General features: G+C 62.4%; 23 protein-coding genes and 1 pseudogene. 14 read left to right on the top strand and 10 right to left on the bottom strand.

All coding sequences use genetic code 11. The features are described from left to right. Window positions 1-4: 4 nt before the first annotated feature. On the bottom strand, window positions 5-1,321 hold the full coding sequence (gene aptA / locus FJQ89_RS23055; protein ID WP_141171854.1) for an omega-aminotransferase AptA: 1,317 nt from the start codon (window positions 1,319-1,321) through the stop codon (window positions 5-7). 199 nt (window positions 1,322-1,520) lie between these two features. Between aptA and FJQ89_RS23050 the strand changes: the two genes are divergently transcribed. The 6 genes from FJQ89_RS23050 to FJQ89_RS23025 all read left to right on the top strand — a co-directional run bounded on the left by FJQ89_RS23050 (window position 1,521) and on the right by FJQ89_RS23025 (window position 6,450). Continuing rightward, the gene (locus tag FJQ89_RS23050) at window positions 1,521-2,990 is read left to right on the top strand and encodes an aminotransferase-like domain-containing protein (RefSeq protein WP_141171853.1); all 1,470 of its coding nucleotides are present in this window, start codon (window positions 1,521-1,523) and stop codon (window positions 2,988-2,990) included. 10 nt (window positions 2,991-3,000) lie between these two features. Next, window positions 3,001-3,678 (top strand): TetR/AcrR family transcriptional regulator, encoded by a 678-nt coding sequence (locus FJQ89_RS23045; RefSeq protein WP_141171852.1) that lies wholly within the window; start codon window positions 3,001-3,003, stop codon window positions 3,676-3,678. 91 nt (window positions 3,679-3,769) lie between these two features. Then, window positions 3,770-4,285, top strand: coding sequence for a hypothetical protein (locus tag FJQ89_RS23040; protein WP_141171851.1), 516 nt, complete (start codon window positions 3,770-3,772; stop codon window positions 4,283-4,285). Window positions 4,286-4,422: 137 nt separating this feature from the next. Next, on the top strand, window positions 4,423-4,692 hold the full coding sequence (locus FJQ89_RS23035; protein WP_141171850.1) for a hypothetical protein: 270 nt from the start codon (window positions 4,423-4,425) through the stop codon (window positions 4,690-4,692). 160 nt (window positions 4,693-4,852) lie between these two features. Then, window positions 4,853-5,275: a VOC family protein gene (locus FJQ89_RS23030; protein WP_141171849.1), complete on the top strand. Its 423-nt coding sequence runs from the start codon at window positions 4,853-4,855 to the stop codon at window positions 5,273-5,275. Window positions 5,276-5,286: 11 nt separating this feature from the next. Next, window positions 5,287-6,450, top strand: a complete 1,164-nt coding sequence (locus FJQ89_RS23025; protein ID WP_205704522.1) for a dipeptidase — start codon at window positions 5,287-5,289, stop codon at window positions 6,448-6,450. Here the strand turns inward: FJQ89_RS23025 and FJQ89_RS23020 are convergent. From FJQ89_RS23020 to xapA, 7 genes are all read right to left on the bottom strand, one after another. Continuing rightward, the gene (locus FJQ89_RS23020) at window positions 6,447-7,658 is read right to left on the bottom strand and encodes a nucleoside deaminase (protein ID WP_141171847.1); all 1,212 of its coding nucleotides are present in this window, start codon (window positions 7,656-7,658) and stop codon (window positions 6,447-6,449) included. The two genes, FJQ89_RS23025 and FJQ89_RS23020, sit on opposite strands and share 4 nt — an antisense overlap. A 10-nt stretch (window positions 7,659-7,668) precedes the next feature. Continuing rightward, window positions 7,669-8,076 (bottom strand): cytidine deaminase, encoded by a 408-nt coding sequence (locus FJQ89_RS23015; RefSeq protein ID WP_141171846.1) that lies wholly within the window; start codon window positions 8,074-8,076, stop codon window positions 7,669-7,671. Between the two features lie 86 nt (window positions 8,077-8,162). After that, on the bottom strand, window positions 8,163-9,485 hold the full coding sequence (gene deoA, locus FJQ89_RS23010) for a thymidine phosphorylase (protein ID WP_141171845.1): 1,323 nt from the start codon (window positions 9,483-9,485) through the stop codon (window positions 8,163-8,165). A 116-nt stretch (window positions 9,486-9,601) separates the two neighbouring features. Continuing rightward, window positions 9,602-11,983 (bottom strand): aldehyde dehydrogenase family protein, encoded by a 2,382-nt coding sequence (locus FJQ89_RS23005; RefSeq protein WP_423245170.1) that lies wholly within the window; start codon window positions 11,981-11,983, stop codon window positions 9,602-9,604. Between the two features lie 12 nt (window positions 11,984-11,995). Next, entirely contained in the window at window positions 11,996-12,955 is a 960-nt protein-coding gene (gene deoC / locus FJQ89_RS23000) for a deoxyribose-phosphate aldolase (protein ID WP_141171844.1), read from the bottom strand. Next, on the bottom strand, window positions 12,952-14,145 hold the full coding sequence (locus FJQ89_RS22995; protein ID WP_141171843.1) for a phosphopentomutase: 1,194 nt from the start codon (window positions 14,143-14,145) through the stop codon (window positions 12,952-12,954). Before FJQ89_RS22995 ends, deoC begins: the two co-directional genes overlap by 4 nt. Before the next feature lie 116 nt (window positions 14,146-14,261). Further along, the gene (gene xapA, locus FJQ89_RS22990; RefSeq protein ID WP_141171842.1) at window positions 14,262-15,101 is read right to left on the bottom strand and encodes a xanthosine phosphorylase; all 840 of its coding nucleotides are present in this window, start codon (window positions 15,099-15,101) and stop codon (window positions 14,262-14,264) included. Window positions 15,102-15,480: 379 nt separating this feature from the next. Between xapA and FJQ89_RS22985 the strand changes: the two genes are divergently transcribed. From FJQ89_RS22985 to FJQ89_RS22955, 7 genes are all read left to right on the top strand, one after another. Then, window positions 15,481-16,638: a carbohydrate kinase gene (locus FJQ89_RS22985; RefSeq protein ID WP_141171841.1), complete on the top strand. Its 1,158-nt coding sequence runs from the start codon at window positions 15,481-15,483 to the stop codon at window positions 16,636-16,638. 3 nt (window positions 16,639-16,641) lie between these two features. Next, window positions 16,642-17,571, top strand: coding sequence for a pseudouridine-5'-phosphate glycosidase (locus tag FJQ89_RS22980; RefSeq protein WP_141171840.1), 930 nt, complete (start codon window positions 16,642-16,644; stop codon window positions 17,569-17,571). A gap of 87 nt (window positions 17,572-17,658) precedes the next feature. Beyond that, window positions 17,659-18,561, top strand: a complete 903-nt coding sequence (locus tag FJQ89_RS22975) for a LysR family transcriptional regulator (protein WP_141171839.1) — start codon at window positions 17,659-17,661, stop codon at window positions 18,559-18,561. A 379-nt stretch (window positions 18,562-18,940) separates the two neighbouring features. Continuing rightward, complete coding sequence (locus tag FJQ89_RS22970) at window positions 18,941-19,936, top strand: BMP family lipoprotein (RefSeq protein ID WP_096233951.1); 996 nt, start codon at window positions 18,941-18,943, stop codon at window positions 19,934-19,936. A gap of 81 nt (window positions 19,937-20,017) precedes the next feature. After that, window positions 20,018-21,547 carry an ABC transporter ATP-binding protein gene (locus FJQ89_RS22965; protein WP_141171838.1) on the top strand — a complete coding sequence of 510 codons (1,530 nt, stop codon included), beginning with the start codon at window positions 20,018-20,020 and terminating at the stop codon, window positions 21,545-21,547. Next, window positions 21,544-22,623, top strand: coding sequence for an ABC transporter permease (locus FJQ89_RS22960; RefSeq protein WP_141171837.1), 1,080 nt, complete (start codon window positions 21,544-21,546; stop codon window positions 22,621-22,623). The genes FJQ89_RS22965 and FJQ89_RS22960 overlap by 4 nt, the downstream gene beginning before the upstream one ends. Window positions 22,624-22,627: 4 nt before the next feature. After that, entirely contained in the window at window positions 22,628-23,599 is a 972-nt protein-coding gene (locus FJQ89_RS22955; RefSeq protein ID WP_086145100.1) for an ABC transporter permease, read from the top strand. Window positions 23,600-24,072: 473 nt separating this feature from the next. Here FJQ89_RS22955 and FJQ89_RS28510 read toward each other — a convergent pair. Then, window positions 24,073-24,657, bottom strand: a pseudogene (locus FJQ89_RS28510) (NUDIX domain-containing protein); the annotation flags it as partial. Window positions 24,658-24,742: 85 nt separating this feature from the next. On the opposite strand from FJQ89_RS28510, the gene FJQ89_RS22945 reads away from it, so the two are divergent. Beyond that, window positions 24,743-25,507 (top strand): DeoR/GlpR family DNA-binding transcription regulator, encoded by a 765-nt coding sequence (locus tag FJQ89_RS22945; RefSeq protein WP_141171836.1) that lies wholly within the window; start codon window positions 24,743-24,745, stop codon window positions 25,505-25,507. 35 nt (window positions 25,508-25,542) lie between these two features. On the opposite strand, the gene FJQ89_RS22940 is transcribed toward FJQ89_RS22945, so the two are convergent. Continuing rightward, entirely contained in the window at window positions 25,543-26,610 is a 1,068-nt protein-coding gene (locus FJQ89_RS22940; RefSeq protein ID WP_141171835.1) for a S1/P1 nuclease, read from the bottom strand. Window position 26,611: the final 1 nt, after the last annotated feature.

Below are 26,611 nucleotides of genomic sequence, written 5' to 3'. Positions count from 1 at the left end.
TTCCTTAATCGAGGTTTTTCAGCACGGTCGCCAGCTTGCCGAACAGCTCGTCGACATGCTGTTTTTCCAGCACCAGCGGCGGCGACAGGGCGATGATGTCGCCCGTCGTGCGTATCAGCACGCCGTCGGCGAAGGCCTGCTTGAAGGCGTTGAAGGCGCGCGTGCCGGGCTTGCCGGCGATGGGATCGAGTTCGATGCCGGCGATCAGGCCGATGCTGCGCAGGTCGATCACGTGCGGCAAGCCTTTCAGGGAATGCACGGCATCCTGCCAATACGCCTGCATGTTTTTCGCGTGGCCGAGGATGTCCTGCTCCTCGAACACTTGCAGGGTGGCCAGCGAGGCGGCGCAAGCGAGCGGGTGGCCGGAATACGTGTAGCCGTGGAACAGTTCGATGCCCGGTGGCGCATCCATGAAGGCGTCGTGGATATACTTTTTGCTGAAGACGGCACCCATCGGCACCATGCCGTTGGTCAGGCCCTTGGCCGTCGTCATCAGGTCCGGCTCGACGTCGAAATAGTCGGCGGCGAACGGCGTCGTCATGCGGCCGAAACCCGTGATCACTTCATCGAAGATGAGCAGGATGCCGTGTTTGGTACACAGCTCGCGCAAGCGTTTCAGATAGCCTTTCGGCGGGATCAGCACGCCCGTGGAGCCGGCCACCGGCTCGACGATGACGGCGGCGATCGTCGAGGCGTCGTGCAGGGCGACGATGCGTTCCAGTTCATCGGCCAGGTGGGTGCCGTATTCGGGCTCGCCCACCGTATAGGCGTTCTTGTCCAGGTTGTGCGTGTGCGGCAGGTGGTCCACGCCCGGCAGCAAGGGGCCGAAAGTCTTGCGGTTGCCGCCGATGCCGCCCACGGAAATGCCGCCGAAGCCCACGCCGTGATAACCGCGTTCGCGGCCGATCAGGCGCGTACGTGCGCCCTCGCCGCGCACGCGGTGATAGGCCAGCGCGATTTTTAACGCCGTGTCGACGGCTTCGGAACCGGAGTTCGTGTAGAAGACGTGGCCAAATTTATGCCCCGTGTAGTCCATCAGTTTTTCCGCCAGGTCGAAGGCGGCCGGATGGCCCATCTGGAAGGTGGGGGCGAAATCGAGCTGGCCCACCATCTCGCGGATGGCGCCGACGATCTGCGGCTGCGCATGGCCGCACGGCACACACCACAGGCCGGCAGTGCCATCGAGGATGGCGTTGCCATCGACGTCCTTGTAATACATGCCTTCGGCCGACACCAGCAAGCGCGGGTTGGCCTTGAAATCGCGGTTGTTCGTAAACGGCATCCAGAATGCCGACATCGATTCCGGCCTTGTTTCGTTCATGATCTTCTCCTTGGGATGGGCTGGCGCGGCGCCAGCATCGTTTTTGACGAAGCGTAAAATAATTTACCAGTTGGCAAAAAGCTGATGTAATAATAGACAGGCCATCTCCAATGGCACAGATACACAAACGGCAAAGTACCCCAACCGTACAGGTCGAAAAACCACTACAGTTTTGTGCAAGGCAGCATAAGGAGCCACCGTGAAGCACAGCGACAGCACAGACGATGCCCCCGAGCAAGGCAGTGGCTGGCCCGTGCTGGACATCGACCGCCAGAAAAAGGGCGGCCTCGTCGAGCAGATCGTCATCGCCATCAGCGTCATGGTGGGCAGCCGCGCCCTGCGCATCGGCACGCGCATGCCGTCCGTGCGCCAGTTCGCCCGCTGCAATGGCGTATCGACCTTTACCGTCGTCGAATCGTATGACCGCCTGGTCAACCTGGGCTTGCTGTCGTCGCGGCGCGGCTCCGGCTATTTCGTCGCGCGCCACGATATCGCCGCCTCGCCGCAGGCGGCACTCATAGCCAACACCCTTGCCAGCCCCACCGCCATCGATGCCCTCACGCCGGACCTGTATTCGGGCGTATCCGATGCCCTGCCCGTGGGCGCGGGCTGGCTGCCGCCCGAGATGTATGGCGAAGCGACCGTGCTCGATGCCGTGCGCCAGGCCATGCGCATCCCCGCCAGCCGGCTGCGCGGCTATGGCCACCCGCTGGGCTTTCCCTCGCTGCGCCAGCACCTGGCAAACAGCCTGTCGGAAGAGCTGTTCCAGGTGGAGCCGGACCAGGTCCTGCTGACGCATGGCGCCACGCATGCCTTCGATCTGATCCTGCGCAGCCTGACCAAGCCGGGCGACACGGTGCTGGTGGAAGACCCCGGCTACAGCAATCTGCAGTCGCTGATACGCCACCACGGCTGCATCCCCGTGGGCATTGCGCGCAGCGAGGCGGGCCTCGATCTCGATGCGCTGGCCGTTGAAGCCGCGCGCACGCAGCCGAAGCTGATGTTCGTCAACACGGTACTGCAAAATCCGCTCGGTACTTCCTTGAGCCAGGCGCAGACGCACCGTCTGCTGGCGCTGGCCGAGCAGTTCGATTTCTGGCTGGTGGAAGACGATATCTACCGCGAGCTGGCGGCACGCGGCGAAGCATCACTGGCGGCGATGGACGGCTTGCGCCGCGTGATCCGCGTGGGGAGTTTTTCCAAGACACTGTCGCCCGTGCTGCGCGTGGGGTCGATTTGCGCCTCGCCGCCGCTGGTGGCCGAACTGGTGCGCGTGAAAATGCTGGCAGGGCTGACGACGTCGGAAATCAACGAGCGCGCCGTCTACCACGCCATCTCCGCGCGGCCCTACAAGCGCATGGTGGAACGCCTGGTGACGCAGCTCGAGGCGGCCCGCGAGCGCAGCATCGACTGCCTGGCGCAAACGGGCATGGCGCCCGTGGCGCGACCGCGTGGCGGCATGTTCGTCAGCGCCGGCTGGCCCGACCTGCAGACACCGGAATGGAATGGCAAGATCATCGCCGACATGGCCTTGAAGGCCGGCATCCTGCTGTCGCCGAACGAATTTTTCATGCTGCGCGCGCCCGAGACGGTGTGGTTTCGCTTCAACGTGGCCTACACCGATACCCCCGTGCTGCAAGCCTTCCTGCAATCGATACGCCCACGCTAAAGAACCTGCCATGGCCAGCGAAAAATCTCCTGCCCTTCCTGTGAAAAATGCCGGTGGCCGGCGCCTGCAAAACCGCGACCGCCTGGAAGCAGACATCCTGGAGCAAGCCGTGCGCGCATTCGCGGAAAGCGGCTATGAAGGCGCGTCGATCGCCACCATCGCCGAGCGGGCCGGCCTGTCGAAGCAAAACCTGATGTATTACTTCCCGTCCAAGCAACTGCTGTACCAGCGCGTGCTCGACGATGTGCTCGACGACTGGCTGGCGCGCATGGAATCGCTGGCCAATGAACACGACGAGCCGCGCGACGTGCTGCGCGCGTACATCGGCGCGAAGCTGCGTTTTTCGCGCGAACAGCCATGGGCTTCGCGCGTGTATGCGCTGGAAGTGATCAATGGCGCACCTCTGTACGGCGCGCAGATACGCGACCGGGTCGTGCCGCTGCTGCGCAAGGATATCGCCGTCTTCGAGGCATGGATCACCGCCGGCCGGATCGCGCCCGTCAACGCCACGCACCTGATGTTCGCCATCTGGGCCATGACGCAGTCGTATGCGGATTTTTCGGCGCAGATGGCCCTGGTGCTGGATCGCAAGCAGCTCACGCGCAAGGATTACGAAGAGGCCGAAATCCTGCTCACGCACATGGTGCAGGCGGCCATCGCCCTGCCTGCGGCAGTGCCCGGCGCGTGATGAAATTTCCAAGGAACAAACGAGCAGTGATAGCATGGCGCGCTGGAGCGTTTGCAATCGCGGCGCCATAGCGACAGGATAAGGAACAGGCATGAAACAATGGTCATCGGCGCGCACCGCGTCATTGCTGGGCAAGGTCGCCTGCGCGGCGCTGCTGGCACTGGCATCCACGGTACAGGCGCAGACAGTGGGCATGATAGACAATCAGCCGCTGAGCGAAACCTGGCTCAACGCGGGCTTTTATTCGTATCACTTTCAGCGCGACAAGAACCTGAACGACAGCAATCCGGGCCTGGGCGCCGAATACCGCTTTTCCACGGTCGCGTCGGTCACGGCCGGCCGTTTCTACAATAGCGACCGCGCCTACTCGAACTACCTGGGCGTGTACTACCAGCCGATCAAGGTAGGCCCGCTGCGCATCGGCGCCGTCGTTGGCGGCTTCAGCGGCTATCCGAAGATGCGCGATGGCGGCTGGTTTCCGGCCCTGGTCCCCACCATCAGCTATGAATACCAGCGCGTGGGCGTGAATATCGCCGTCGTGCCGTCCTACAAGGACCGCCTGTATGGCGCCCTCAGTTTCCAGCTGAAACTCAAGGTGTTCGAGTAACCGTTTGTCCTGATTTGTCGCCGTTCGCTCCGCCATTCCTGCCATTCGTCGCATACACGATGTCTGGCAGCAAGGTTTTACCTATAGTGGATTCATCGCCAACCTGCATACGGCAGCGGCAACCACAGGAGAACGGCATGAAAGACATCAATTCGGCACCGGGCAGCACTTCCTTCAGCACTTTCTGGAGCGAGCTGTGCGCCTACGCGCGCCAGGGCATGGCCGCCCTGCGCGACATGTCCTGGCCCATGCTGCTGGTGTGCTGCCTGGGTCTGGCGTTCCTGATCACCATCTTGCCACTGGCCATCATGCTGTTTGCCCTCGTCATGCTGCTGAGATGGGCAAGCAACAGCGACGATACAGGCACGGACACGAAGGCAGCGAACTCTTCGCAGTCACCGCAATAAAAATTTTCGTCGTGGCAAGAGTGCAATGATTGTTCTATGGCACTATGAGTGCGCGCAGCATTGACGGGCATCAAACCCATCCCGATGGAAGGGTTGAATACGGAACGCTACGCTGAATAGACGATCAAAGCTACTCCCCCTCAGCCATAGGAGTTTTCTGATGACCACGACAGCAAAAGCTACAACCGGCACGACCATTCCCTGCCTGCGCTACCGCGACGCGCCCGCCGCCATCGAATGGCTATGCAAGGCGCTCGGTTTTGAAAAACAATTGATCGTGCCTGACGGCAATGGTGGCGTCGCCCATGCGCAACTGAGCTTTGGCAACGGCATGGTCATGGTGGCGCCGGCCCTCGACAGCGACTATGGCCGCCTGATGAAACTGCCTGGTGACGTCGGCGGCGCCAACACGCAAAACTGCTACCTGGTCGTCAGCGATGCCGATGCCGTCTACCGCAGCGCGCGCGAGGCCGGCGCCGAGATCGTGCTCGACATCAAGGATGAAGATTACGGCGGACGCGGCTTTACGTGCCGCGACCCGGAAGGCCATATCTGGAGCCTGGGCACCTACGACCCATGGTAAGACGGAGAACAATGATTATCAGCACCCTCACCGCCGCCAGCCTTGCGCTGGCTGGCGCTTTCCTGTCCGCTCCCGTCCTCGTGGACGAGCACCTCAACCGTGTCCATCCGCCGTCCGGCAAGGCGCCTTCGACAGCCACTGTAGCCCTGCACCAGAGCCTGTGGATCGCCGACCTGCACGCCGACAGCCTGCTGTGGCAACGCAATCTGAACCGCGACAGCCAGCGCGGCCATGTCGACTTTCCCCGCCTGCAGCGGGCCAACGTGGCGCTGCAAGCCTTTTCCGTCGTCACCAAGACGCCGCGCAAGATGAATATCGAGCGCAATGGCAGCGACACGGACAACATCACGGCGCTGGTGGTGGCGCAAGGCTTGCCGCCCGCCACCTGGAACAGCCTGCTGGCACGCGCTACCTACCAGGCCGACGAGCTGCGCCAGCAAGTGGCCAAGAGCGACGGCAAGGTGCGCGTGATCGGCAGCCGCGCCCAGCTGCGCAGCTTCATCGCCGCGCGCGAAAAGAATCCGGACCTGCTGGCCGGCTGGCTGACACTGGAAGGCGCACATGCGCTCGAAGGCAAGCTGGACAACCTCGATACCTTGTACCAGGCCGGCTACCGCATGGCCGCGCCCACGCATTTCTTCGACACGGAATTGTCGGGCTCCCAGCACGGCCTGAAAAAAGGCGGCCTGACGCCGCTGGGCCGGCAATGGCTGCGCGCCATGGAGCAGCGCAAGATGATCGTCGACCTGGCACACGCCTCGCCGGCCACCATCGACGACGTGTTAACGTTGGCGAAACGTCCCGTGATGGTGTCGCACACGGGCGTGCGCGGCACCTGCGCCAATGGGCGCAACCTCAGCGACGCACAATTGAAGCGCATCGCCGCCCAGGGTGGCCTGGTGGGCATCGGTTTCTGGAATACGGCCGTCTGCGGCAAGGACGTGGCGTCGATCGCGCGCGCCATCGCCTACACGGTAAAACTGATCGGCGCGCAGCACGTGGCGTATGGCTCGGACTTCGATGGCGCCGTTACCACCGCCATCGACGCCGCCGGCCTGCCGCGATTGACGCAGGCGCTGCTCGACGCGGGCCTGTCGGAGGCACAAATCCGCCGCGTGGCGGGCGAAAACGTGCGCGACTTTTTACTCAAGAACCTGCCCGAAGACGACGCCTAGCCCAGTACGCGGATCAAAGCCTGGTCCACCACCTGGCACGGCCGGATGCGTATCAGCTTGCGGTACAGCGGCGGCATGGCGTCGCACAGCACCAGCAGCGCATCTTGCGCCATGGCCGGGCGCACGTACTGGAACTGGGCCGGATTATTCTCCGGCAGCGCCCCTTCCATGGTCGAGCCGTAGGCGCCCAGGGTCATGAAACTGGCGGCGCTGTCGTCCGGGCCGATGGCCAGCACGAAGGTGCCATGCTTGGGGTGGCCCAGGTAGCTTTTGATTTCTTCCTGCAGCGTCGGCGCCGCATTCGCCATCAATTCAAAACGCAGCTGCGCGTACTGGCGCGTGCATTCCATGAACGGCGTGCGGATGGCCGATTGCGCCAGTTTTCCCGGCATGCACAGCAGCAGGTTGCCAAAGGAATCGAGCAAGGCGGCCGCGTCGCCCTGGCCGCCATCGCGTGCGTCCTGCTCCATGGCCGCCTGCAGGAATGGCGCCAGGCCCGCATCGGGCGCATGCGGGTCACAGCGGTAAGTCAGGGCATCGGGATAGCGGCGGCGCAGAGCGCGCACCACGGCATGCTCGGACGGCAAGGTGGCGGGATCGCGCAGGTGCACGTCGTCGCCGGCGTTCAGCAACTGCATTACCTGCGCCGATGTCGCTTCGAACACCAGCGAGCACAGTGCCTGCGTCGCCTCGTGGATGCTCTTGCCGATGAAAAAAGATTTGGGTGCGGCGCCGGACGGCAAGCGCGCATACTCGGTGGCACCGCGCACGGCCGGATAGCAAAAGCTGCGGCCAGCCTGCGCCTGCAGCGGCGCCGGCAACGCCGTGAACGTGGCGCCGCCATCGTAATTGATACCCGCCTTGACGTCGGGCGCGGCCACCACCACGTTGAAGCCGGCCGCCAAAATCGCCCCCGTGCACATGCAGCACGGGTCGAGCGAGGTGACGATGGTCAGTTCGCCGGGCGGCGGCAAGGGCGTGCCCTTGGCCCGCTCGGCGAAATACCAGTCCACCAGCTGTCGCTCGCCATGCGCGGTGGGATCGAACACCAGGCCCTGGCGCACGACGTTGTTATGCATCGATTGCAGCACGTTGCCGGCGCCGTCGAGCAGCACGCCGCCCACGCCGAAGGTGCCCTGCGTCTTGGCTGCCATGGCTTCGGCCGCGGCAATCGCCACGGCGGCCTGGATGTCGATCGTCTTGTTCAAGCGTATCCTGTTACTTCATGTCCAGGTCGGAATTGCCGAAGCCGTGCGGCAGCAGCCAGCCCGCCGTCACTTCCATGACATCGTTTTTCAGGTTCGTCAGGATCACCGGCAGGTCGGCGCCACCCATCTCGAAGATCACCTGGCGGCAGGCGCCGCATGGAGAGATCGGTTCAGCCGTGTCGCCCGTGACGGCCAGCATGGCGAAATCGCCTGGTTTACAGCCATGCGCGATGGCGCTGAAAAACGCCGTGCGCTCGGCACAATTGCACAGGCCATACGCGGCATTTTCCACGTTACAGCCACGGAAGACGCGACCATCCTTGCATAGCAGCGCCGCGCCCACCTTGAAACGCGAGTATGGTGCGTACGCCAGTTCGCGCCCGGCGTTGGCTTCGGCGATCAGTTCTTGGTTGTTCATTTGATTATTTACCTGTAAAACCCGCAAAGGCCGGGGTCGTACCCTCAGGGTACGACCCCAAACCCTGCTTTGGGGCTAAAAATAGTTTACGGACGAATCGTACGGTAAATCACCGGACTGGCCGCCAGCGCCACCGCGCTGATGGCATACGCTTCCTGGATTTCCCTGACGGCTTGCTGCGCCGCCGCTTGCGTGCGCGCATGCACCATGGCCAGCGGCTGGCCGACGGATACTTGCTCGCCCAGACCTACCAGATCCGTCAGGCCGACAGCGAAATCGATGCTGTCCGTCGGACGGCGGCGGCCACCACCCAGGGCCACCACTGCCAGGCCGATGGCGCGGCAATCGCGCACGTTGGCAAAGCCGGCGGACAACGCCGGTGCCGGCACGACGAACGGCGCCTGCTCCAGATGCTTGTCCGGGTTCTCGACCAGGTCCGCCGGGCCGCCCAGGGCGGCGACCATGCGCGAGAAGCGCTCGGCTGCTGCGCCCGAATCGAGGGCCGCCATCAATTTCACGCGCGCTTCCTCTTCGGTGGCCGCCAGGCCGCCCAGCACCAGCATCTCGGCGCACAGCGACAACGTGACTTCGTGCAGGCGCGCGGGACGCGAACGGCCCGTCAGGTAATCCATGGCGCCGCGTACTTCCAGCGCATTGCCGGCGTATGGCGCCAGCGATTCATTCATGTCCGTCAAAATCGCCGAGGTCTGCATGCCCGCGCCATTGCCGACGGCGACGATGCTCTCGGCCAGCTCCACCGATTTGTCGTAGGTCGGCATGAAGGCGCCCGTGCCCACTTTGACGTCCATCACCAGCGCATCCAGCCCGGCCGACAGTTTCTTCGACAGGATGGAGCCGGTAATCATGGCCACTGATTCCACCGTAGCGGTGACGTCGCGGATGCTGTAAAAACGCTTGTCGGCCGGCGCCAGCTGGGCCGTCTGGCCGATGATGGCCACGCCAACTTCCTTGACCACCTTGCGGAACAGTTCATTGTCCGGCACCGTGCAATAGCCGGGAATGGCGTCGAACTTGTCCAGGGTGCCGCCCGTGTGGCCCAGGCCGCGGCCCGAGATCATCGGCACGTAGCCGCCGCACGCGGCGACCATGGGGCCCAGCAGCAGGGAAACCACATCGCCCACGCCGCCCGTCGAATGCTTGTCGACGACGGGGCCAGGCAGGTTCAGCGAACGCCAGTCCAGCACCTGGCCGGAATCACGCATGGCCAGGGTAAACGCGACGCGCTCGTCCATGTTCATGTCGTTGAAATAGACGGCCATGCCCAGCGCCGCGATCTGGCCTTCGCTGACGCTGCCGTCAGTGATGCCGCGCACAAAAAACTGGATTTCCTCGGCGCTCAGCACGCCCTTGTCGCGCTTCTTGCGAATGATTTCCTGGGTTAACAACATGGAATAACTCCAATAAAAATAGGTTTGGGGTCAGTCCCTGCGGGATCGGGATACGCCCATTGGCGTATCCCCCCGACGGGTCTGACCCCAGCTTTACAATTCCAATGATCAGTCAGTTAAACACCGTAAGGTATCCACACGTTTTTCACTTGCGACGCATGCGCCAGCACGGCACGGCCGCCGCTTTGGGCCGCGCTGTACCAGTCGCGGCCTTTGGCGCCACCGACCCAGGTGCGCTTCAGGGTAGCGGCCGACAGGCGCTCGACTTCCGCGCAACCGTCAAGCGAGCCGTCATGGCGCCAGACAGCGTCGATGTCGGCGTGCGTGGCCAGGGTGCGCGCCAGTTCATCGGCATTGCCGCTGATGATGTTGACGACGCCGCCCGGCAGGTCGGACGTATCGAACACCTGGTACAGGTCCAGCGCGGAGAGCGGATGCGCTTCCGACGGCACTACCACCACGCGGTTGCCCAGCGCGATGGCCGGCGCCACCAGCGAAATGAAACCGAGCAAAGGCGCTTCATTCGGGCAGACGATGCCGATCACGCCGACCGCTTCGTTCAGCGCCACGGTGATGCCCTTGGTGGGCGGCTGGTGCGCCAGGCCGTCGTACTTGTCGGCCCAGGCGGCGTAGTAGAACAGGCGTTCGATCGATGCCTGCACTTCCTTCTCGGGATTTTTACTGCCCGTCATGGCGGCGATGCGGGCGGCGAATTCGTCGGCGCGCGCAGCGAGGTTTTCGGCGATGTAGTACAGCACTTGCGCGCGGTTGTGCGCCGTGGCGCTGGTCCAGCCGGACGCCTTGTGCGCCGCTTCGACGGCGTTGCGGATATCCTTGCGGCTGCCCAGGCCCACTTCGGCCAGCAAGGCGCCATTCACGCCAAATACGGGCGCGCTGTAGGCGCTGTCAGGGCGCGCCTGCTTGCCGCCGATATACATCTTGGCCGTGCGGTCGATGGCGAAGGGATCGGCGGCAACCGGTTTCACATTGGCCTTGGCCTTCGCTTCCACCACCGGCAGGGCCGGACGCGCATCTTCGGCCAGGGCAGTCATGTATTCCAGCATGCCTTCGCGGCCGCCTTCACGGCCGAAGCCCGATTCGCGATAGCCGCCGAAGCCACAAGCCGCGTCGAACTGATTCGCGCTGTTGATCCACACCACGCCGGCCTTGATGGCGGGAGCGATATCGAGGGCCAGGCTGATCGACTCGGTCCACACGCTGGCGGCCAGGCCGTACACCGTGTTGTTCGCCAGTTGCACCGCTTCAGGCGGCGTGCGGAAGCTCATGGCGACGAGCACGGGGCCGAAGATTTCAGCCTGCGCCACGGCAGCCGACGTCGACGCGCCCGTGATCAGGGTCGGCGGGAACCACGAGCCATCAAGCGGCAGTTCGCACGCCGGCTGCCACACGTCGCAGCCTTCGGCACGGGCAGAGTCGACCAGCGCGGCGATGCGCTGGCGCTGCACCGGATCGACCAGCGCGCCCACGTCCATCGATTTGTCCAGCGGCGAGCCGAGGCGCAGGTTTTCCATGCGCGCGCGCACCTTGTTCAGGAAGCGCTCCTGGATCGATTCCTGCACCAGCAGGCGCGAACCGGCGCAGCAGACTTGTCCCTGGTTGAACCAGATCGAATCGACCAGGCCTTCCACGGCGCCGTCCAGGTCCGCGTCTTCAAAGACGATGAACGGCGACTTGCCGCCCAGCTCCAGCGAGAGCTTCTTGCCGCTGCCGGCCGTCGCGATACGGATCGCGCGGCCCACTTCGGTGGAACCCGTAAACGCGATCTTGTCGACGCCAGGATGGTTGACGATGGCGGCACCCACCGTGCCGTCACCCGTGACGATATTGACCACGCCGGCCGGCACGCCCGCTTGCAGGCACAATTCGGCGAACAGCATGGCGGTGAGCGAGGTGAATTCGGCCGGCTTGAAGACCACCGTGTTACCGGCCGCCAGGGCCGGGGCGATTTTCCACGACAGCATCAGCAGGGGGAAATTCCACGGCACGATCTGGCCCACCACGCCCACGGCGCGGTAATCGGCAAATTCTTCCGATTGCAGCTGCGCCCAGCCGGCGTGATGGTAGAAATGGCGCGCGGCCAGCGGCAGGTCGATATCGCGCGTTTCGCGAATGGTCTTGCCGTTGTCCAGCGTTTCCAGCACGGCGAACAGGCGCGAATGCTTTTGCAGCAAACGGGCCAGCGCGTACATGACTTTCGCGCGGCCGTGGCCACCCATGCCCTGCCATACGGGCAGCGCGCGGCGCGCCGCTGCCACGGCGCGTTCCACGTCCGCGTCGCTCGCTTGCGTCAGTTCGGCCAGTTGCGTCCCGTCGGCAGGATTGGTCGAGGCGAACAGTTCCGCCGGCTCGCTCCAGGCATTGTCGATGAACAGACCGAATTTGCGCTGGTGGCCATCGAGCCACGCCTGCGCTTCTTTTTGACTTTCGGGAGCAGGGCCGTAGTCCATAGTAGTGAGAATCTCGTTAATTGTTGGCATGACGATTGTTCTTTAAGGTTGTGCGTGACGATGATTGGCCGAGTAGCTGCCGGTGACGTAGTGCTCGAGCTGGCGCTCGATGTCGGTCAGCAGGCTGGAAGCGCCGATGCGGAACAGGTGCGGTTGCAACCATTCGTTGCCCAGTTCTTCCTTCATCAGGGTCAGGTATTGCAGCGCGCTCTTGGCCGAGCTGACGCCGCCGGCCGGCTTGAAGCCCACCTGGAAGCCCGTCTGCTCGTGGTATTCGCGAATCGTGCGCACCATCGTCAGGGCCACTGGGATGGTGGCGTTCACGCCCTCTTTACCGGTGGAGGTCTTGATGAAATCGGCACCGGCCATCATGCAGACCCACGACGCCTTGGCCACGTTTTCCATGGTCAGCAAATCGCCCGTGGCGAGAATCGCCTTCACGTGCGCTACGCCGCAAGCCTTGCGGTAAGCCAGCATTTCGTCGTACAGCACTTGCCAGTTGCCGTTCAGGACGTGCTGGCGCGTGATGACGATATCGATCTCGGAAGCGCCCGCGGCGACCGACAGTTCAATCTCGCGCAGCTTCGTTTCCATGCTCGTCAGGCCGGCCGGGAAACCCGTCGACACGGCGGCGATGGGCAAGCGGCCCTGGATGACCTTCACGGCCGGCTGAATCATCTCGTGGTACACGCACACGGCGCCGGTGCTCAATTGCGTCAGGCCCAGTGCGTCCATCAGGTCCGCACGCAGCGGGCGCATGGCCTTCATGCACAGGCGTTCCACGCGGCCCGGCGTATCGTCGCCGCCGAGGGTGGTCAGGTCGATCATCTGGATGGCTTTCACCAGCCAGGCAGCCTGGTATTCCTTTTTCACCGTACGGCGGTTCGCCAGGCTGGCCGCGCGGCGGTCCGTCGCGGCGCGGTTGACGCGGATCTGGTTGATCCAGCCCAGGTCGAGGCCAACGGCCTCGTTACGCTTGAATTCGGGGTGCATGAGTGTCATAACAAGCTGGTTCCATTAGCAAGTGGTGGTACGCCAAGGTGCTTGGCGAGGGTTTGGCCAATATCGGAGAACGTCTCGGAAATACCCAGTGCGCGCGGGGCGACGCCGGGACCGAAGAAGATCATCGGAATGTGTTCGCGGGTGTGGTCGGAGCCGTGCCAAGTGGGGTCGCACCCATGGTCGGCGGTGATCACGACCAGGTCGCCTTCCTTGAGCTTGGCCATGAATTCCGGCAGGCGCGCATCCATTTCGCGCAGCGCGTCGGCATAGCCTTCGACGTTGCGGCGGTGGCCGAAGGCCTGGTCGAAATCGACGAAGTTCACGAAGGTGAGCGACTTGTCCTGCACTTCATCGGCTGTCTTCAACAGCGCTTCGAACAGCGCCATGTTGTCGACGCCCTTGACGACCCTGGAAATACCCTGGGTAGCGAAAATGTCGCTGATCTTGCCCAGGCCGACGACTTCGCCGCCCGCATCCTTGACGTGGTCGAGCAGGGTCTTGCTTGGCGGCGCGACGGCATAGTCGTGGCGGTTGGAAGTGCGCGTGTAGTTGCCATTGCTGCCCGTGAACGGGCGGGCGATGACGCGGCCGATGTTGTACGGTTCGACCAACTTGAAGGCCATTTCGCACACTTCATACAGACGCTCGAGGCCGAACGATTCTTCGTGCGCGGCGATCTGCATCACCGAGTCGCCCGAGGTATAGATAATCAGCTTGCCGGTGGCGACGTGTTCATCGCCATGCTTGTTGATGATGTCCGTGCCCGAGGCATGGCAGTCGCCGAGGAAGCCGGGCACGCCGGACAGGGCCTGGAGCTTGTCGGTCAGGTCGGCCGGGAACGATGGCGTGGTGCGGGGGAAGTAGCCCCAGTCGAATTCGACGGGCACGCCGGCGATTTCCCAGTGGCCGCTCTGCGTGTCCTTGCCGGTGGAGCGCTCGCGCGCCGCGCCGTAGGCGCCGGTGAAACCGTCGCGCTGGTCGAAGCCGGTGGCCCATTCGCCGCTGGCCAGGTGCGCGGCGGCACCCAGTCCCAGGCGTTCCATGTTCGGGAGTTTCAAGGTCTTGCCGCTTTTGGCGACAGTGCTGGCAATGTGGCCAAAGGTATTGGCACCTGCGTCGCCATACTTGGCGGCGTCTGGCGTCGCGCCAAGGCCGAAGGAATCAAGCAGGAGGATAAATGCGCGTGACATGATAAGGCTCGCTTTACGGAATGATGCGGAATGATGCGGACAGTGTAGGCCGGATTTTCCCGGCCTGCCGCGCGGCAGCGCCGGTGGCCGGCGCGCCGCTACTGCGTAAAAAGTATTTAGGCTTGCGGTTTTTCAGCAACCTTGGAGAGGAAAGCCAGGATCAGCTTGACCAGGTCTTTCGCGCCGATGGCCGCGTATTTCAGGGTTTGCTCGTGCGACAGGGCGAATGGCGACATGCCTTCAGCCAGGTTGGTGATGACGGATACGCCCACCACTTTCAGGTCGCAATGACGGGCCGAGACCACTTCCGGCACCACGGACATGCCGACCGTGTCGGCGCCCAGGCGGGCCATCATGCGGATTTCGGCGGCCGTCTCGAAGTTCGGGCCAGGGTAGGCGACGAACACGCCTTCGTGCAGGGTGATGCCGTTCGAGGCTGCCGTGTCCTTGACCAGGTTGCGCAGATCGGCATCGTAGGCGTTGGCCATGCTGAAGAAGCGCGGGCCGAAGCGGTCGTCGTTCGGGCCGACCATCGGCGTGCCTGGCAGCAGATTGATATGGTCGCTGATGGCCACCAGGCTGCCGGCGTCCACTTCAGGGCGCAGGGAACCGGCGGCGTTGGTGACGAACAGCATTTCGCAGCCCAGCAGCTTCAGGGTGCGGATGGCGCTCGTCATCACGCCCATGCCATAGCCTTCATAGAAGTGGCCACGGCCCTTCATGCAGACGACAGCGACGCCCGACAGGGTGCCGACCACCAGTTCGCCGGCATGGCCGTGCACGGTGCTGATCGGGAAACCTGGCAATTCGTCAAAGCTGATGCTGACGGCGTCCGTCATCTGCTCGGCCAACACACCCAGGCCGGAGCCGAGGATCATCGCCACGCGCGGCTTGAAATTTTCAGGAGCGCGGGCACGGATGATTTCGGCGGCGTGGAAAGGGGTGTTGTTCGACATGGTTATCCTCTGATTGACTAATGATGATGGTTGCTGCCTGCGCGGCCGTCCCCGGTGAAGAAGTACGGCCCAGGTTACGGGTATATATGGTTGTTGCTGGACTATCCAGATGCGTATGGCTGCTATTTTCCGCCACTATGCATCAAACGGAATATGTATGGCAAATACCATTTTTCTTGCCCATTTATACAATTCAAATATAAATGGCCGATATTATAGTCGAGGCTAGCCCAGGCCTGCCATGCCCGGGAAATCCATGCATACAAGCTCCATACGAAGGTTTTTTATGCCTACTTGACACGAACTTGGCACAAGCTTGACACCAAACAGACAAATGTTTAAAGTTCCAGACAAATGTTTAACCCTTCAGCGAAAACTTGTGACCGATACCAATAAAAAAGACCAGTTATATGCGCTGATCCGCAACAATCCCTTCATCTCGCAGCAAGACCTGGCGAGCGAACTGGGCTTGTCGCGCTCGGCCGTGGCCGGCCACATCGCCGGCCTGATACGCGAACGACGTCTGCTGGGACGCGCCTACGTGCTGCCCGACAGCCGCCCCGTGCTGTGCATCGGCGCCGCCAACCTGGACCGCAAGATGCGCACCCTGGCCACCCTGCAGATGGGCACCTCGAATCCCGTGCGCTCGGAAGAGGTGTTTGGCGGCGTGGGCCGCAACATCGCGGAAAACCTGGCCCGCCTGGCTATCCCCGTGGCCCTGCTGACGGCGCTGGGCGACGATGCGGCCGGCCACGCCCTGCAGACGCACGCGGAAGATGCGGGTATCGACATGCGCGGCAGCTTGCATCTGAGCAACACCAGCAGCGGCACCTATACGGCCGTGCTCGATGAGCATGGCGAAATGCTGCTGGCGATGGCCAACATGCAACTCTACGAACAGCTGACCCCGGCCTTCTTGCACAGCCGCCAGCCGCAGCGCGCCGCCGCCGCCCTCACCGTCTGCGACCTGAACCTGGGCCACGACAGCGTGCAGGCACTGCTGGCCGATGCACGCCAGGATGCTGCCCACGCCACGCCGCTGGTCATCGTCGCCGTGTCGCAGCCGAAGATGGCGCATTTGCCGCAAGACCTGACGGGCTTACATCTGCTGATCCTCAACCGGGGCGAACTGGAAACGCGCGTGGCGCGGGCCTTGCCCACGGCGTTTGAGGTGCGCGCCGCCTGCCGCGAAGTGCAGCGCCAGGGCGCGCGCCATGTGATCGTCACCTGCGGCGGCGAAGGCGTGTACTTCACCGATGGCGACGGCCTGGACGCGCCTGTCGTGCACCTGGCCGCGCGCGAAGTGGCCGCCGTCGACGTGACGGGCGCCGGCGACGCGTTTTCCGCCGCCGTCTGCTGGTCGCTCTACCACGACAGCAGCGATTTGAAACTGGCGTGCCGGCGCGGCCTGAAGCTGGCCGCCATGACCCTGGAATCGGCCGCCACTGTCTCCCCCCAGATTTCCGCCGGCGCGCTCGACGACATCGACGATGCCGACCTGGCGCCGCCTCCCCCTACCCTCTTTCAACAGGATTGACACATGACCCAATTACAGAATTTCCTCTTGTTCTCGCAAGAAGTGCTCGCCGCGCGCGCCGCCGGCAAGGCCATCGTGGCGCTGGAATCGACCATCATTTCGCATGGCATGCCGTATCCGCAAAACGTGGAAATGGCGCGCGAAGTGGAACAGATCATCCGTGACGGCGGCGCCGTGCCGGCCACCATCGCCATCATCGACGGCAAGATCTGCGTGGGCCTGTCGCCGGAACAGCTGGAATTGCTGGGCACCTCGCCCGATGCCATGAAAGTCAGCCGCCGCGACCTGCCGTTCGTCCTGTCGCAACGCAAACTGGGCGCCACCACCGTGGCCGCCACCATGATCTGCGCGGAACTGGCGGGCATCACCGTGTTCGTCACGGGCGGCATCGGCGGCGTGCACCGCGGCGCGGAAACCAGCTTCGACATTTCGGCCGACTTGCAGGAACTGGCGCAAACCTCGGTCGCCGTCGTCTGCGCGGGCGTCAAATCCATCCTCGACATCGGCCTGACCCTGGAATACCTGGAAACCCACGGCGTGCCCGTCATCAGCGTGGGCCAGGAAGGTTTTCCTGCCTTCTTCACGCGCGAAAGCGGCTTCAAGGCCGATTTCCGCCTCGATACCGCCGCCGAGCAGGCCGCTTTCATCGATACGAAATGGCAACTGGGCTTGAAAGGCGGCGTGATCGTCAGCAACCCGGTGCCGGCCGCGCAAGCGATGCCCAAGGAAGAAATCGACGCGATCACCACGCAAGCGCTGCAGGAAGCGGATGCGGGCGGCGTGAAGGGCAAGCAAGTCACGCCATTCCTGTTGTCGCGCATCAAGCAGTTGACGGACGGGCGCAGCCTGGCGACGAATATCGCGCTGGTCAAGCACAATGCCCAGGTGGGCACCGCGCTGGCCATTGCCATGCGGGCAGTCGTGGCACGATAATAGGACCGCTGTAAAGAAAGCGCGCATGCCTGTATCAAGGTCTGCGCGCCGTTCCATCGCCAGGCACCACGCAACGCCAAGGAAAGCATGTCCATCGATCTGAAACAGTTAAAGTATTTTCTTGCCGTCGCCGAGGAGAAAAGCTTCAGCCGCGCCGCCGAGCGCCTGCATATCTCGCAGCCGCCCCTGAGCCAGCAGATCATGAAACTGGAAAGCGAACTGGGCGTGCGCCTGTTTGCGCGCACCACGCGCACTTTCGAGCTGACCGTGGCGGGCAAGGCACTGATGAATGAAGCGGCCGAGCTGCTGGCCAAGATGCGCATGACCATCGACACCATCCGCCAGATCGACCGTGGCGAAGTGGGCCGCTTGCGCGTGGGCATCGTCGGCTCGGCCATGTGGGGCCCCATCCCCAGCCTGCTGGAAGAGTTCCAGACCAAATTTCCCCGCGTCAGCTGGACCATTCATGAATTTGGTCCCACGGTGCAGTACGAGGCGCTGCGCGCCAAGCAGATCGACGTGGGCTTCTGGCGCGAACCGAAACTCAATGACGACGACTTGCGCCACGATAACCTGCGCCAGGAGCTGTGCTTCCGCGAAAACGTCTGCGTGGCCGTCAACGAACACCATCCGCTGGCCAAAAACACGGCCATCGAACTGATCGACATCGCCCACGAGCCCATGCTCACCTTGAACCTCGATAAATCCGCGTTTCCCCGCTACCTGGTGCAATGCTGCATCAATGCCGGTTTCGACCCCGTGATTTTCCAGGAAGCGAGCGAGCCGCAAACCCTGCTGGCCATGGTGGGCGCGGGCCTGGGCGTGACCCTGGTGCCGGAAACGACGAGCCGCATCGGCTGGCCCGGCGTCGTCTTCCTGCCGATCAAGACCAATCCGCCGTCGGCCAACCTGTATATCAGCTACACCACGCTCGACGACGCGCCTGTCGTGCGGGCCTTCCTGAATATCATCAATCCCCCATCAGCCTGACAGGCCATTTATATGCGCTGCATATAAATACATAAACAAAAACGTATTTGTCATACATATCTGGCATGATGCATAGTGATCCGGACGCCCATCGTGGCGCCGGTTCCGTGCCTGCCCTGCCCGTCCATTGACGGCGCATTCCAGCCAGCTCCGGCAGCCCCATTCGATGTTGTAACTATAAAAGAGACGGGGCGCGACTGTTGCATGAGCATCACATTGTCGACATAAAAGCACACACGGCCGGCAATGATCTTGTTCAATACGGTGCAATGTTGATAAGGAATTATCATCTCCTGCATCAAAAACAGGCTAAATCGGCCCCAAATTATATGTTTCACCTATAAAAAATATACAATATCGATCTTCCAGGAGCCAATTCATGAAACTTACACAATTTAGTTTGACGATCGCAGCCGTATTTCTGACTGCTCAAGCGTCCGCGGCTACCCCAAAACTGGGTGTCGTGTATGACGCGGGCGGCAAGTTCGACAAGTCGTTCAACCAATCCGCTTTCGAAGGTGCCTCGCGCTTCAAAAAAGACACAGGCATTTCCTTCATCGAAGTTCAGGCATCGAGCGATACGCAAGCCGAGCAAGTCATGCGCGGCCTGGCCCGCAAGAAACTCGACATGATCGCCGCCATCGGCTTTGCGCAAACGCAAGCCGTGCAAAAAGTCGCAAAAGAATTCCCGAACGTGAAATTCGTGCTGATCGACGGCCAGGCCGCCGGCAGCAACGTCAATTCCGTCGTCTTCAAGGAAGAAGAAGGCTCCTACCTGGTGGGCGTGGCTGCAGCCATGGCCAGCAAGAGCAAGAAGGTCGGCTTCATCGGCGGCATCGATATCCCCCTGATCCGCAACTTCGCCTGCGGCTACGCGCAAGGCGTCAAGGCCATCAATCCGAAAGCGGAAATCACGCAAAACATGGTCGGCACCACCTCCGGCGCCTGGAATGACCCGGCCAAGGGTGGCGAACTGGCCCGCTCGCAATTCGAGCGCGGTGTCGATGTCGTCTTCGCCGTGGCCGGCGGCAGCGGCATGGGTACCCTGCAAATGGCCAAGGAAAAAGGCAAGCTGGCCATCGGCGTCGATTCGAACCAGAATGGTTTGTACCCTGGCAGCATCCTCACTTCGATGGTCAAGCGCGTCGACAACACGGTGTATGACAGCTTCATGGAAGTCAAGAACGGCACCTGGAAGGGTGGCGTCAGCTATAAAGGCTTGAAAGAAGGCGGCGTGGATTGGGCACTCGATGCGAACAACCGCAAGCTGATTACGCCGGAAATCGAAAAGCGCGTGTTGGGTGCGCGTAAGGACATTATCGATGGCAAGATCAAAGTGATCGATTACCGCGTCGGCAGCAGCTGCCCGGTTTAATTTTTCTCCGTATCTTCTAGCGCGCCGCCGGGGCCTGTCTCCGCGCGGCGCGTTTCCATGAAACTATCCAGTTATGAACCTATGCAGCCAGCAGTAGAATTTCGCAGCATTTCCAAGCAGTTTGGACATGTGAAGGCGAACGCCGACGTCAGTTTCTCCATCGCCAAGGGCAGTATCCATGGCCTGGTGGGGGAAAACGGCGCCGGCAAATCGACCTTGATGAGTATCCTGTACGGGTATTACCGTGCCGACGGCGGAGAAATCCTGCTCGACGGAAAAGTACAGCCTATCCGCAACAGCCAGGAAGCGATCAATCTCGGCATCGGCATGGTGCACCAGCATTTCATGCTGGTCGAGAACTTCACCGTCCTCGACAATATCATGCTGGGCACGGAAGGCGGTTTTCGCCTGGCCAGCCACCGTGCCGAAGCGGAAGCCAAGCTGCGCGAGATTTGCGCGCGCTACCGCCTCGACGTCGACCCGCTGGCGAAGATCGAAGACCTGTCCGTCGGGGCGCAGCAGCGCGTGGAAATCCTCAAGCAGATTTACCGCAGCGCCAATATCCTGATCCTCGACGAGCCGACGGCCGTGCTGACGGCCCAGGAAACGGCGTCGCTGTTTGAAATCCTGCGCCTGTTCAAGGAGCAAGGCAAGACCATCATCCTGATCACGCATAAACTGCAAGAGATCCTGGAAATCACCGACAACGTCACCGTCATGCGCGGCGGCACGGTGGTGGGCGCCGTGGCGACCGCCGGCACGTCGAAAGAGGAACTGGCCAATATGATGGTGGGCCGCCCCATCCAGAGCCACTTGCCCCGTGCACCGTACAATCCGGGCGCCACGGTGCTGGAAGTGGACGGTCTGCAACTGGCCGATGCGCAACAGGTCAAGCTGCTGGCCGACATCGGCTTCAACTTGCGCGCCGGCGAAATCGTCGCCATCGCGGGCGTTTCCGGCAATGGCCAGAGCGAACTGCTGGAAATTCTGTCGGGCATGCGCTTGCCAACGTCCGGCAAGCTGCGCTTCCTGGACAAGGACTTGCCGTTTGGCAAGCGCACTGACGCCGACGGCTTGCCGCTGGCCTTCCGCGAACTGGGCATCGCCCACATTCCGGAAGACCGCTTGCGCGATGGCGTGGTGAAAAATTTTTCCGTCATGCAAAACACCATCCTCGGTTACCAGGACCACCTGAAAAACCGCTGGGGCTTGTTCAACTTCAAAGCCATCGGCGCGCGCTGCGCGGAGCTGCTGAAAACTTTCGACGTGCGCCCGGCCAACCCGGATCTGCGCATCGGTTTGTTGTCTGGCGGTAACCAGCAAAAGGTGGTGATCGCGCGCGAAGTGCTGGCCAAGCCGAAACTGATGCTGGTCGGGCAACCCACGCGCGGCGTCGATATCGGCACCATCGAAAGCATCCATACGCAATTGCTGGCCCTGCGCGACGCGGGCGTGGCGATCCTGCTGGTGTCCGTCGAACTGGAAGAAGTGCGGGCGCTGGCCGACCGCATTCTCGTCATGTGCGGCGGACGCATCACCGGCGAACTGAAAATTGAAGAATTCGATACCACCCGCATCGGCCTGTTGATGGGGGGAATGCACAAATCATGAATAACGACTTGCCACGCTGGGCGACAGCCTTTGTCATGCCCATGTTAAACCTGCTGTCGGCCTTGCTGGTCGCAGCCCTGGTGATTTATATGCTGGGCGAAGACCCGGCAGAATCGCTGGGTATCCTCGTCAACAGCGCCATCCTCAATCCGGAAGGCTTGAGCTACACGCTGTTCTACGCCAGCACCTTCATTTTCACGGGCCTGTCTGTCTCCGTGGCGATGCAGGCCGGCCTGTTCAATATCGGTTCCGAAGGCCAGATGTATATCGGCGGCCTGGGCTTGACGGTGGCCATGCTGGCCTTCGACCAGACGCTGCCCGCCTGGCTGTTGATTCCGGCCGCCATGCTCGGCGCGGCCCTGTTCGGCGCGCTGTGGGGCTTCTTGCCCGGCTATCTGCAAGCCAAGCGTGGCAGCCACATTGTGGTCACCACCATCATGTTCAACTTCATCGCCGCCAGCCTGATGAACTTCATCATCGTGAAGTACCTGATTCCGCCGGGCGAGCAGAACACGGCCAGCCGCGTGTTTGCGGAAAGCGGCGAAATGCCGCGCCTCTCCACCTGGTTCCCATCCTTGGGCGATACGCCGCTGAACATCAGTTTTATTCTGGCGATTGCCGCCCTGGTCATCTACGGCGTGATGGTCTGGCGCTCGTCGTGGGGCTTCAAGCTGCGCGCCACGGGCCTGAACAAGCATGCAGCCCACTATGCAGGCGTGTCGATCAGCAAGATGATCATCATCGTCATGCTCATTTCCGGCGCGCTGGCAGGCCTCGGCTCCGTCAATTCCATCATGGGTTCGACGCATTATCTGTCGCTCAATTTTGTGGGCGGCGCCGGCTTCATCGGCATCGCCATCGCCCTGATGGGCCGCCAGCATCCGGTCGGCATCTTCCTCTCGGCCGTGCTGTTTGGCGCGCTGATACAGGGCGGTTTTGATTTGTCGCTGGAAAAACCGAATATCCCGACGGAAACGTTCATTTTCATCCAGGGCTTGATCATTTTGTTCTGCGGCGCCATGGAAAACTTCTACGCACCGGCCATTTCCGCCCTGCTCAAGCGCACCAAAGGCTAACACCATGACACTCGACGACTTTCATTTCGCCAGCATCCTGGTATCGACCGTGCGCAATGCGCCAGTCCTGATCTTTGCCGCCATGGCCGGCCTGTTCGCCGAACGCAGCGGCATGATCGACATCGGCCTGGAAGGCAAGATCCTGGCCAGCGCCTTCGCTTCCGCCGCCGTGGCCTACACGACGCAAAACCCGTATTACGGCATGGCCGCCGGCATGCTCGTCTGCGTCGCCCTGGCCCTGCTGCAGGCGTATGTCAGCATCACGCAAAAGGGCAATCAGCTGGTGGCCGGCATGGCCATCAATATCGCCATGAGCGGACTGACGTTTGTGCTGGCGCAATTTTTCTTCCAGCAAGGCGGCCGCACGCCCGACCTCGGTTCGGCGCGGCTGTTCGACGTGGTCTTGCCGGGCACACAGTACGTGGAACACATCCCCTTCATCGGCTGGGTGTATGCCCATTTGATCGGCGGCCATTCCATCCTCGTGTATGTGGCGTTCCTGCTGATCCCGCTCGTGCACTGGCTGCTATACCACACGCGCTTCGGCCTGCGCCTGCGTGCCTGCGGCGAAAACCCGCATGCGGCCGACTCGGCCGGCGTGAGCGTGGAAGCGACGCGCTACCTGGCCATGCTCGTGGCCGGCATCCTGTGCTCGTTCTCGGGCGCGTACCTGGCCATCGTGCAAAGCGGCTTCTTCCTGCGCGACATGTCGGCCGGCGCCGGCTACCTGGCCCTGACGGCCATGGTGTTCGGCAACTGGCGCCCCGTCTACACTTTCCTCGGCTGTCTGATGTTCGGCTTCTTCGCCGCCATCCAGATCCAGATCGAAGGCGTGGACTTGCCCGTCGTGGGCCGTATTCCCGGCTCGCTGATCCAGATGGTGCCGTACGTGGTCACCGTGATCGTGCTGGCAGGCTTGATGGCGAAATCCATCGCGCCAAAAGCCATCGGTATCCCCTTCGTCAAGTCACGTTAAGAGCACCTGAGAAAATACCCATGGCGTCGTTGCCTTGCCCTGGGCATTTTTCAGGCGCTCCCTAAAATGACAAAAAGCGAAGCCTTTGGGCTTCGCTTTTTTTACGCCTGGGCAATCTCGTCCAGCGAGAAATACACGGACAAACCGAGATCTTGCGCCACGCTCACCATCTGGTCGGCACCCTGGGATGCGCCGCCGAGGCGCAGCACCGCATCGCAGTGGCTCAATAAACGCGTCGCATGCGCGTGAAACAGTTCCTCGTACACGGCGTCGCCCACCCGGGTCGAACCAGCCAGCGCCAGCATGGGCAAGGCCAGCCATTCACCGAGCACGGGCATGTGTCCCTTGGCATACAGGGGCAGGCAAACGGCTTGCATGGCCGCCACATTCGCCGCCATCAGGGCGGGATCGTCGCCCGTGCCGGAGCGGTAGGGACCGGCAACCAGTATCTGCATGCCAAGTTTGCGCGGCATCAAGTGCAGCTGCGCATGCTGCAGCAGCATGATGGTCTTGCCGTCGCAGATGCGGCCATCGGCCACCATCTGCAGCGCTTGCGCCAGGGGCAGTTCCAGCACTTCGATATCCTCGCCCTCGTGCGCCAGGCCGCCGCCGTCGCCGATGCGGCTGGCCGGATCGTATTCGGCGACAAAGAAATGCAGGCGCTCGGTCACCGAGCCGGGACTCATGAAGGCTTCGAAGACCTTGTGCACCTGCCCGACCCGGTAACCGGTTTCCTCTTCCACCTCGGCGCGGATGCGCTGTTCCGCACTGGCCTCTTCCAGCAAGCCGGCCGCTGCTTCGATCAGGAAACCATCGTGGCCCTCGCGATACGTGGGAAAGCGGAACTGGCGGATCAGGATCACCGTGCGCTTGATCTTGTTGTAGAGCAGGATAGTGGCGCCATCGCCGCGGTCATAGGTTTCCCGCGTCTGCGTCTGCCACTGACCATCATGGCGCAGGTAATCGAACGTGGTCTTTTGCAGCAGATACCAGTCGTGCGACAGGGTCTGCACCTGCTGGATGCGGACCCGTTCCTGCTTGCTGTTTTCTTCGCGCATGTCATCTCCTTGTGCTTGCATGTACTTGCCTTCGCCGACTTTATCATGCAAACTCGTGCAATATCAAGAAAATACAAGAAAATCCATGCTGACACATCAACGCAAACAATACCTGCTGGACCTGCTCCAGCGCGAAGGCCAGCTCGTCGCCAGGGCCGTCAGCGACGCCCTGGGCTTGTCGGAAGACACGATACGGCGCGACTTGCGCGAGCTGGCAAAAGACGGCTTATTGGAACGCGTGCATGGCGGCGCCCTGCCCTTGCTGCCCCGCTCGCCCGCGCTGGCGCCATTTGCGGGTCGCGAACAGATTTCGCCCGAAGCCAAGCCCGCCATCGGCCGCGCGGCGGGCGCCATGATACAAACGGGACAAGTGGTATTTCTCGATGGCGGCACGACCGCCGTGCAACTGGCGCGCCAGCTGCCGCGCGACTTGCGCGCCACCATCGTCACGCACAGTCCGTCGATTGCCGTCGAGCTGGTGAATCACCCAGGCATCGAGGTACTGATGCTGGGCGGGCGCCTGTACAAGCACTCGATCGTGGGCGTCGGCGCGGCGACCGTGGAAGCCATCGGCCGCATCCGCGCCGACCTGTATTTCATGGGCGTATCCAGCCTGCATCCGCAAGCGGGCATCACCACAGGCGATTACGAAGAAGCGTGCGTGAAACGCGCGCTGAGCGAGGCGTCAAGCCGCACCGTCGTGCTGGCCTCGCCGGAAAAGTTCAATACGGCTTCACCGTTCCAGATCGCGCCCTTGAGCCAGGTCAACGACATCATCGTGCACCGCGACGTGGACGACGCCCTGCTCGCGCCCTACCGCGAGATGGGAATTGCCATCACCCTGGCATGAAAAAAGCGGCCCGCAGGCCGCTTTCAAATGACATCTTACTGCGGCCAGATCGCCTGCAGCACGGCGGCCAGATGATAGCCGCCCTCGATCAGTTGCTGCTTCGCCAGCGCCGAGCTGGGCACGGGATAATTGTCCGGCACCGTCAAGGCCCACACCTTGTACACCTCGCCCTTGCGGCTGGTCTGCTGCGTGGCCGGACCGGCCACCACGTCCGTAAACGCAATCTTGGACGCCGCCAGCGCGGCATCGGCCCACTGATACGGCCAGGTGACAGGGTCGCCGCTATTGGCGCTCACCACCGGCGCGCTGGCGATCACGGTACGCGCAAACTGCTGCGGCGTGCGCGTGCTCAGGCGGCGCATGGCGTAATCGACCACGGTCGTATCCCAGTAGGAATGCAGGGGCTTGGTGGGCGACTTCGGATAGGCGGGAGCTTTTGTTGTCCCCTCTTCCGCCGGCAACGGCGCGGGAATCACGGCATCGGACAGCGCCGTCATCTTCGCATCGTCGAGCAGCAAGTCATTGCCACCGCGTGCATTGAAAATGGCGATGTCATCGATCTGCGCCTGCATGGCGGGCACGAAAAACTGGCCATCCTTGCCGAGAAACGCATTGCCCACATGCAAAGGCTGGTGGATATCGCCCACCAGGTGCGTGATCAGGATCAAGGCTTCGCGCTGGCTGAAGCCGTGCGGATTGCTGGCGGCATCAGCCTTGCCCTGCAGCACCAGGATCGCCTGTTTGAGCGTTTGCACGATATCGTCGTCAGCCGTGCCCACGCCATGGTCGTGGTAGTGCGCATTCTGGAATGGCACGTTCGTGTAGTGGTATTCGCCATGCTTGGGATTGGCCGCGACATAGGTCAGCATTTCCGGCGATTGCGGGCCGCAATACGTGCCCTTCACGCAATCGGGCCAGTTGGCGATCTTTTCCAGGCTTTCGCCAGGCAACAGCAACTTCGCTACTTGCGCCTGTGCCGCGCTACCTTTGAGCAATTGATCGGCAATGGCGCCCACGGCGCGGTGGCCGTCATTGCCCCAGGCCAGGACGTTGCCGGAAGCAAAAGCGGCGCCCAGCGCCAGCACTGTCAGCAGTTTTTTCATG

Source organism: Janthinobacterium tructae, assembly GCF_006517255.1.
GTDB classification, from domain to species: Bacteria; Pseudomonadota; Gammaproteobacteria; order Burkholderiales; family Burkholderiaceae_D; genus Janthinobacterium; species Janthinobacterium tructae.
This window is presented reverse-complemented; position numbering and strand designations above follow the sequence as displayed.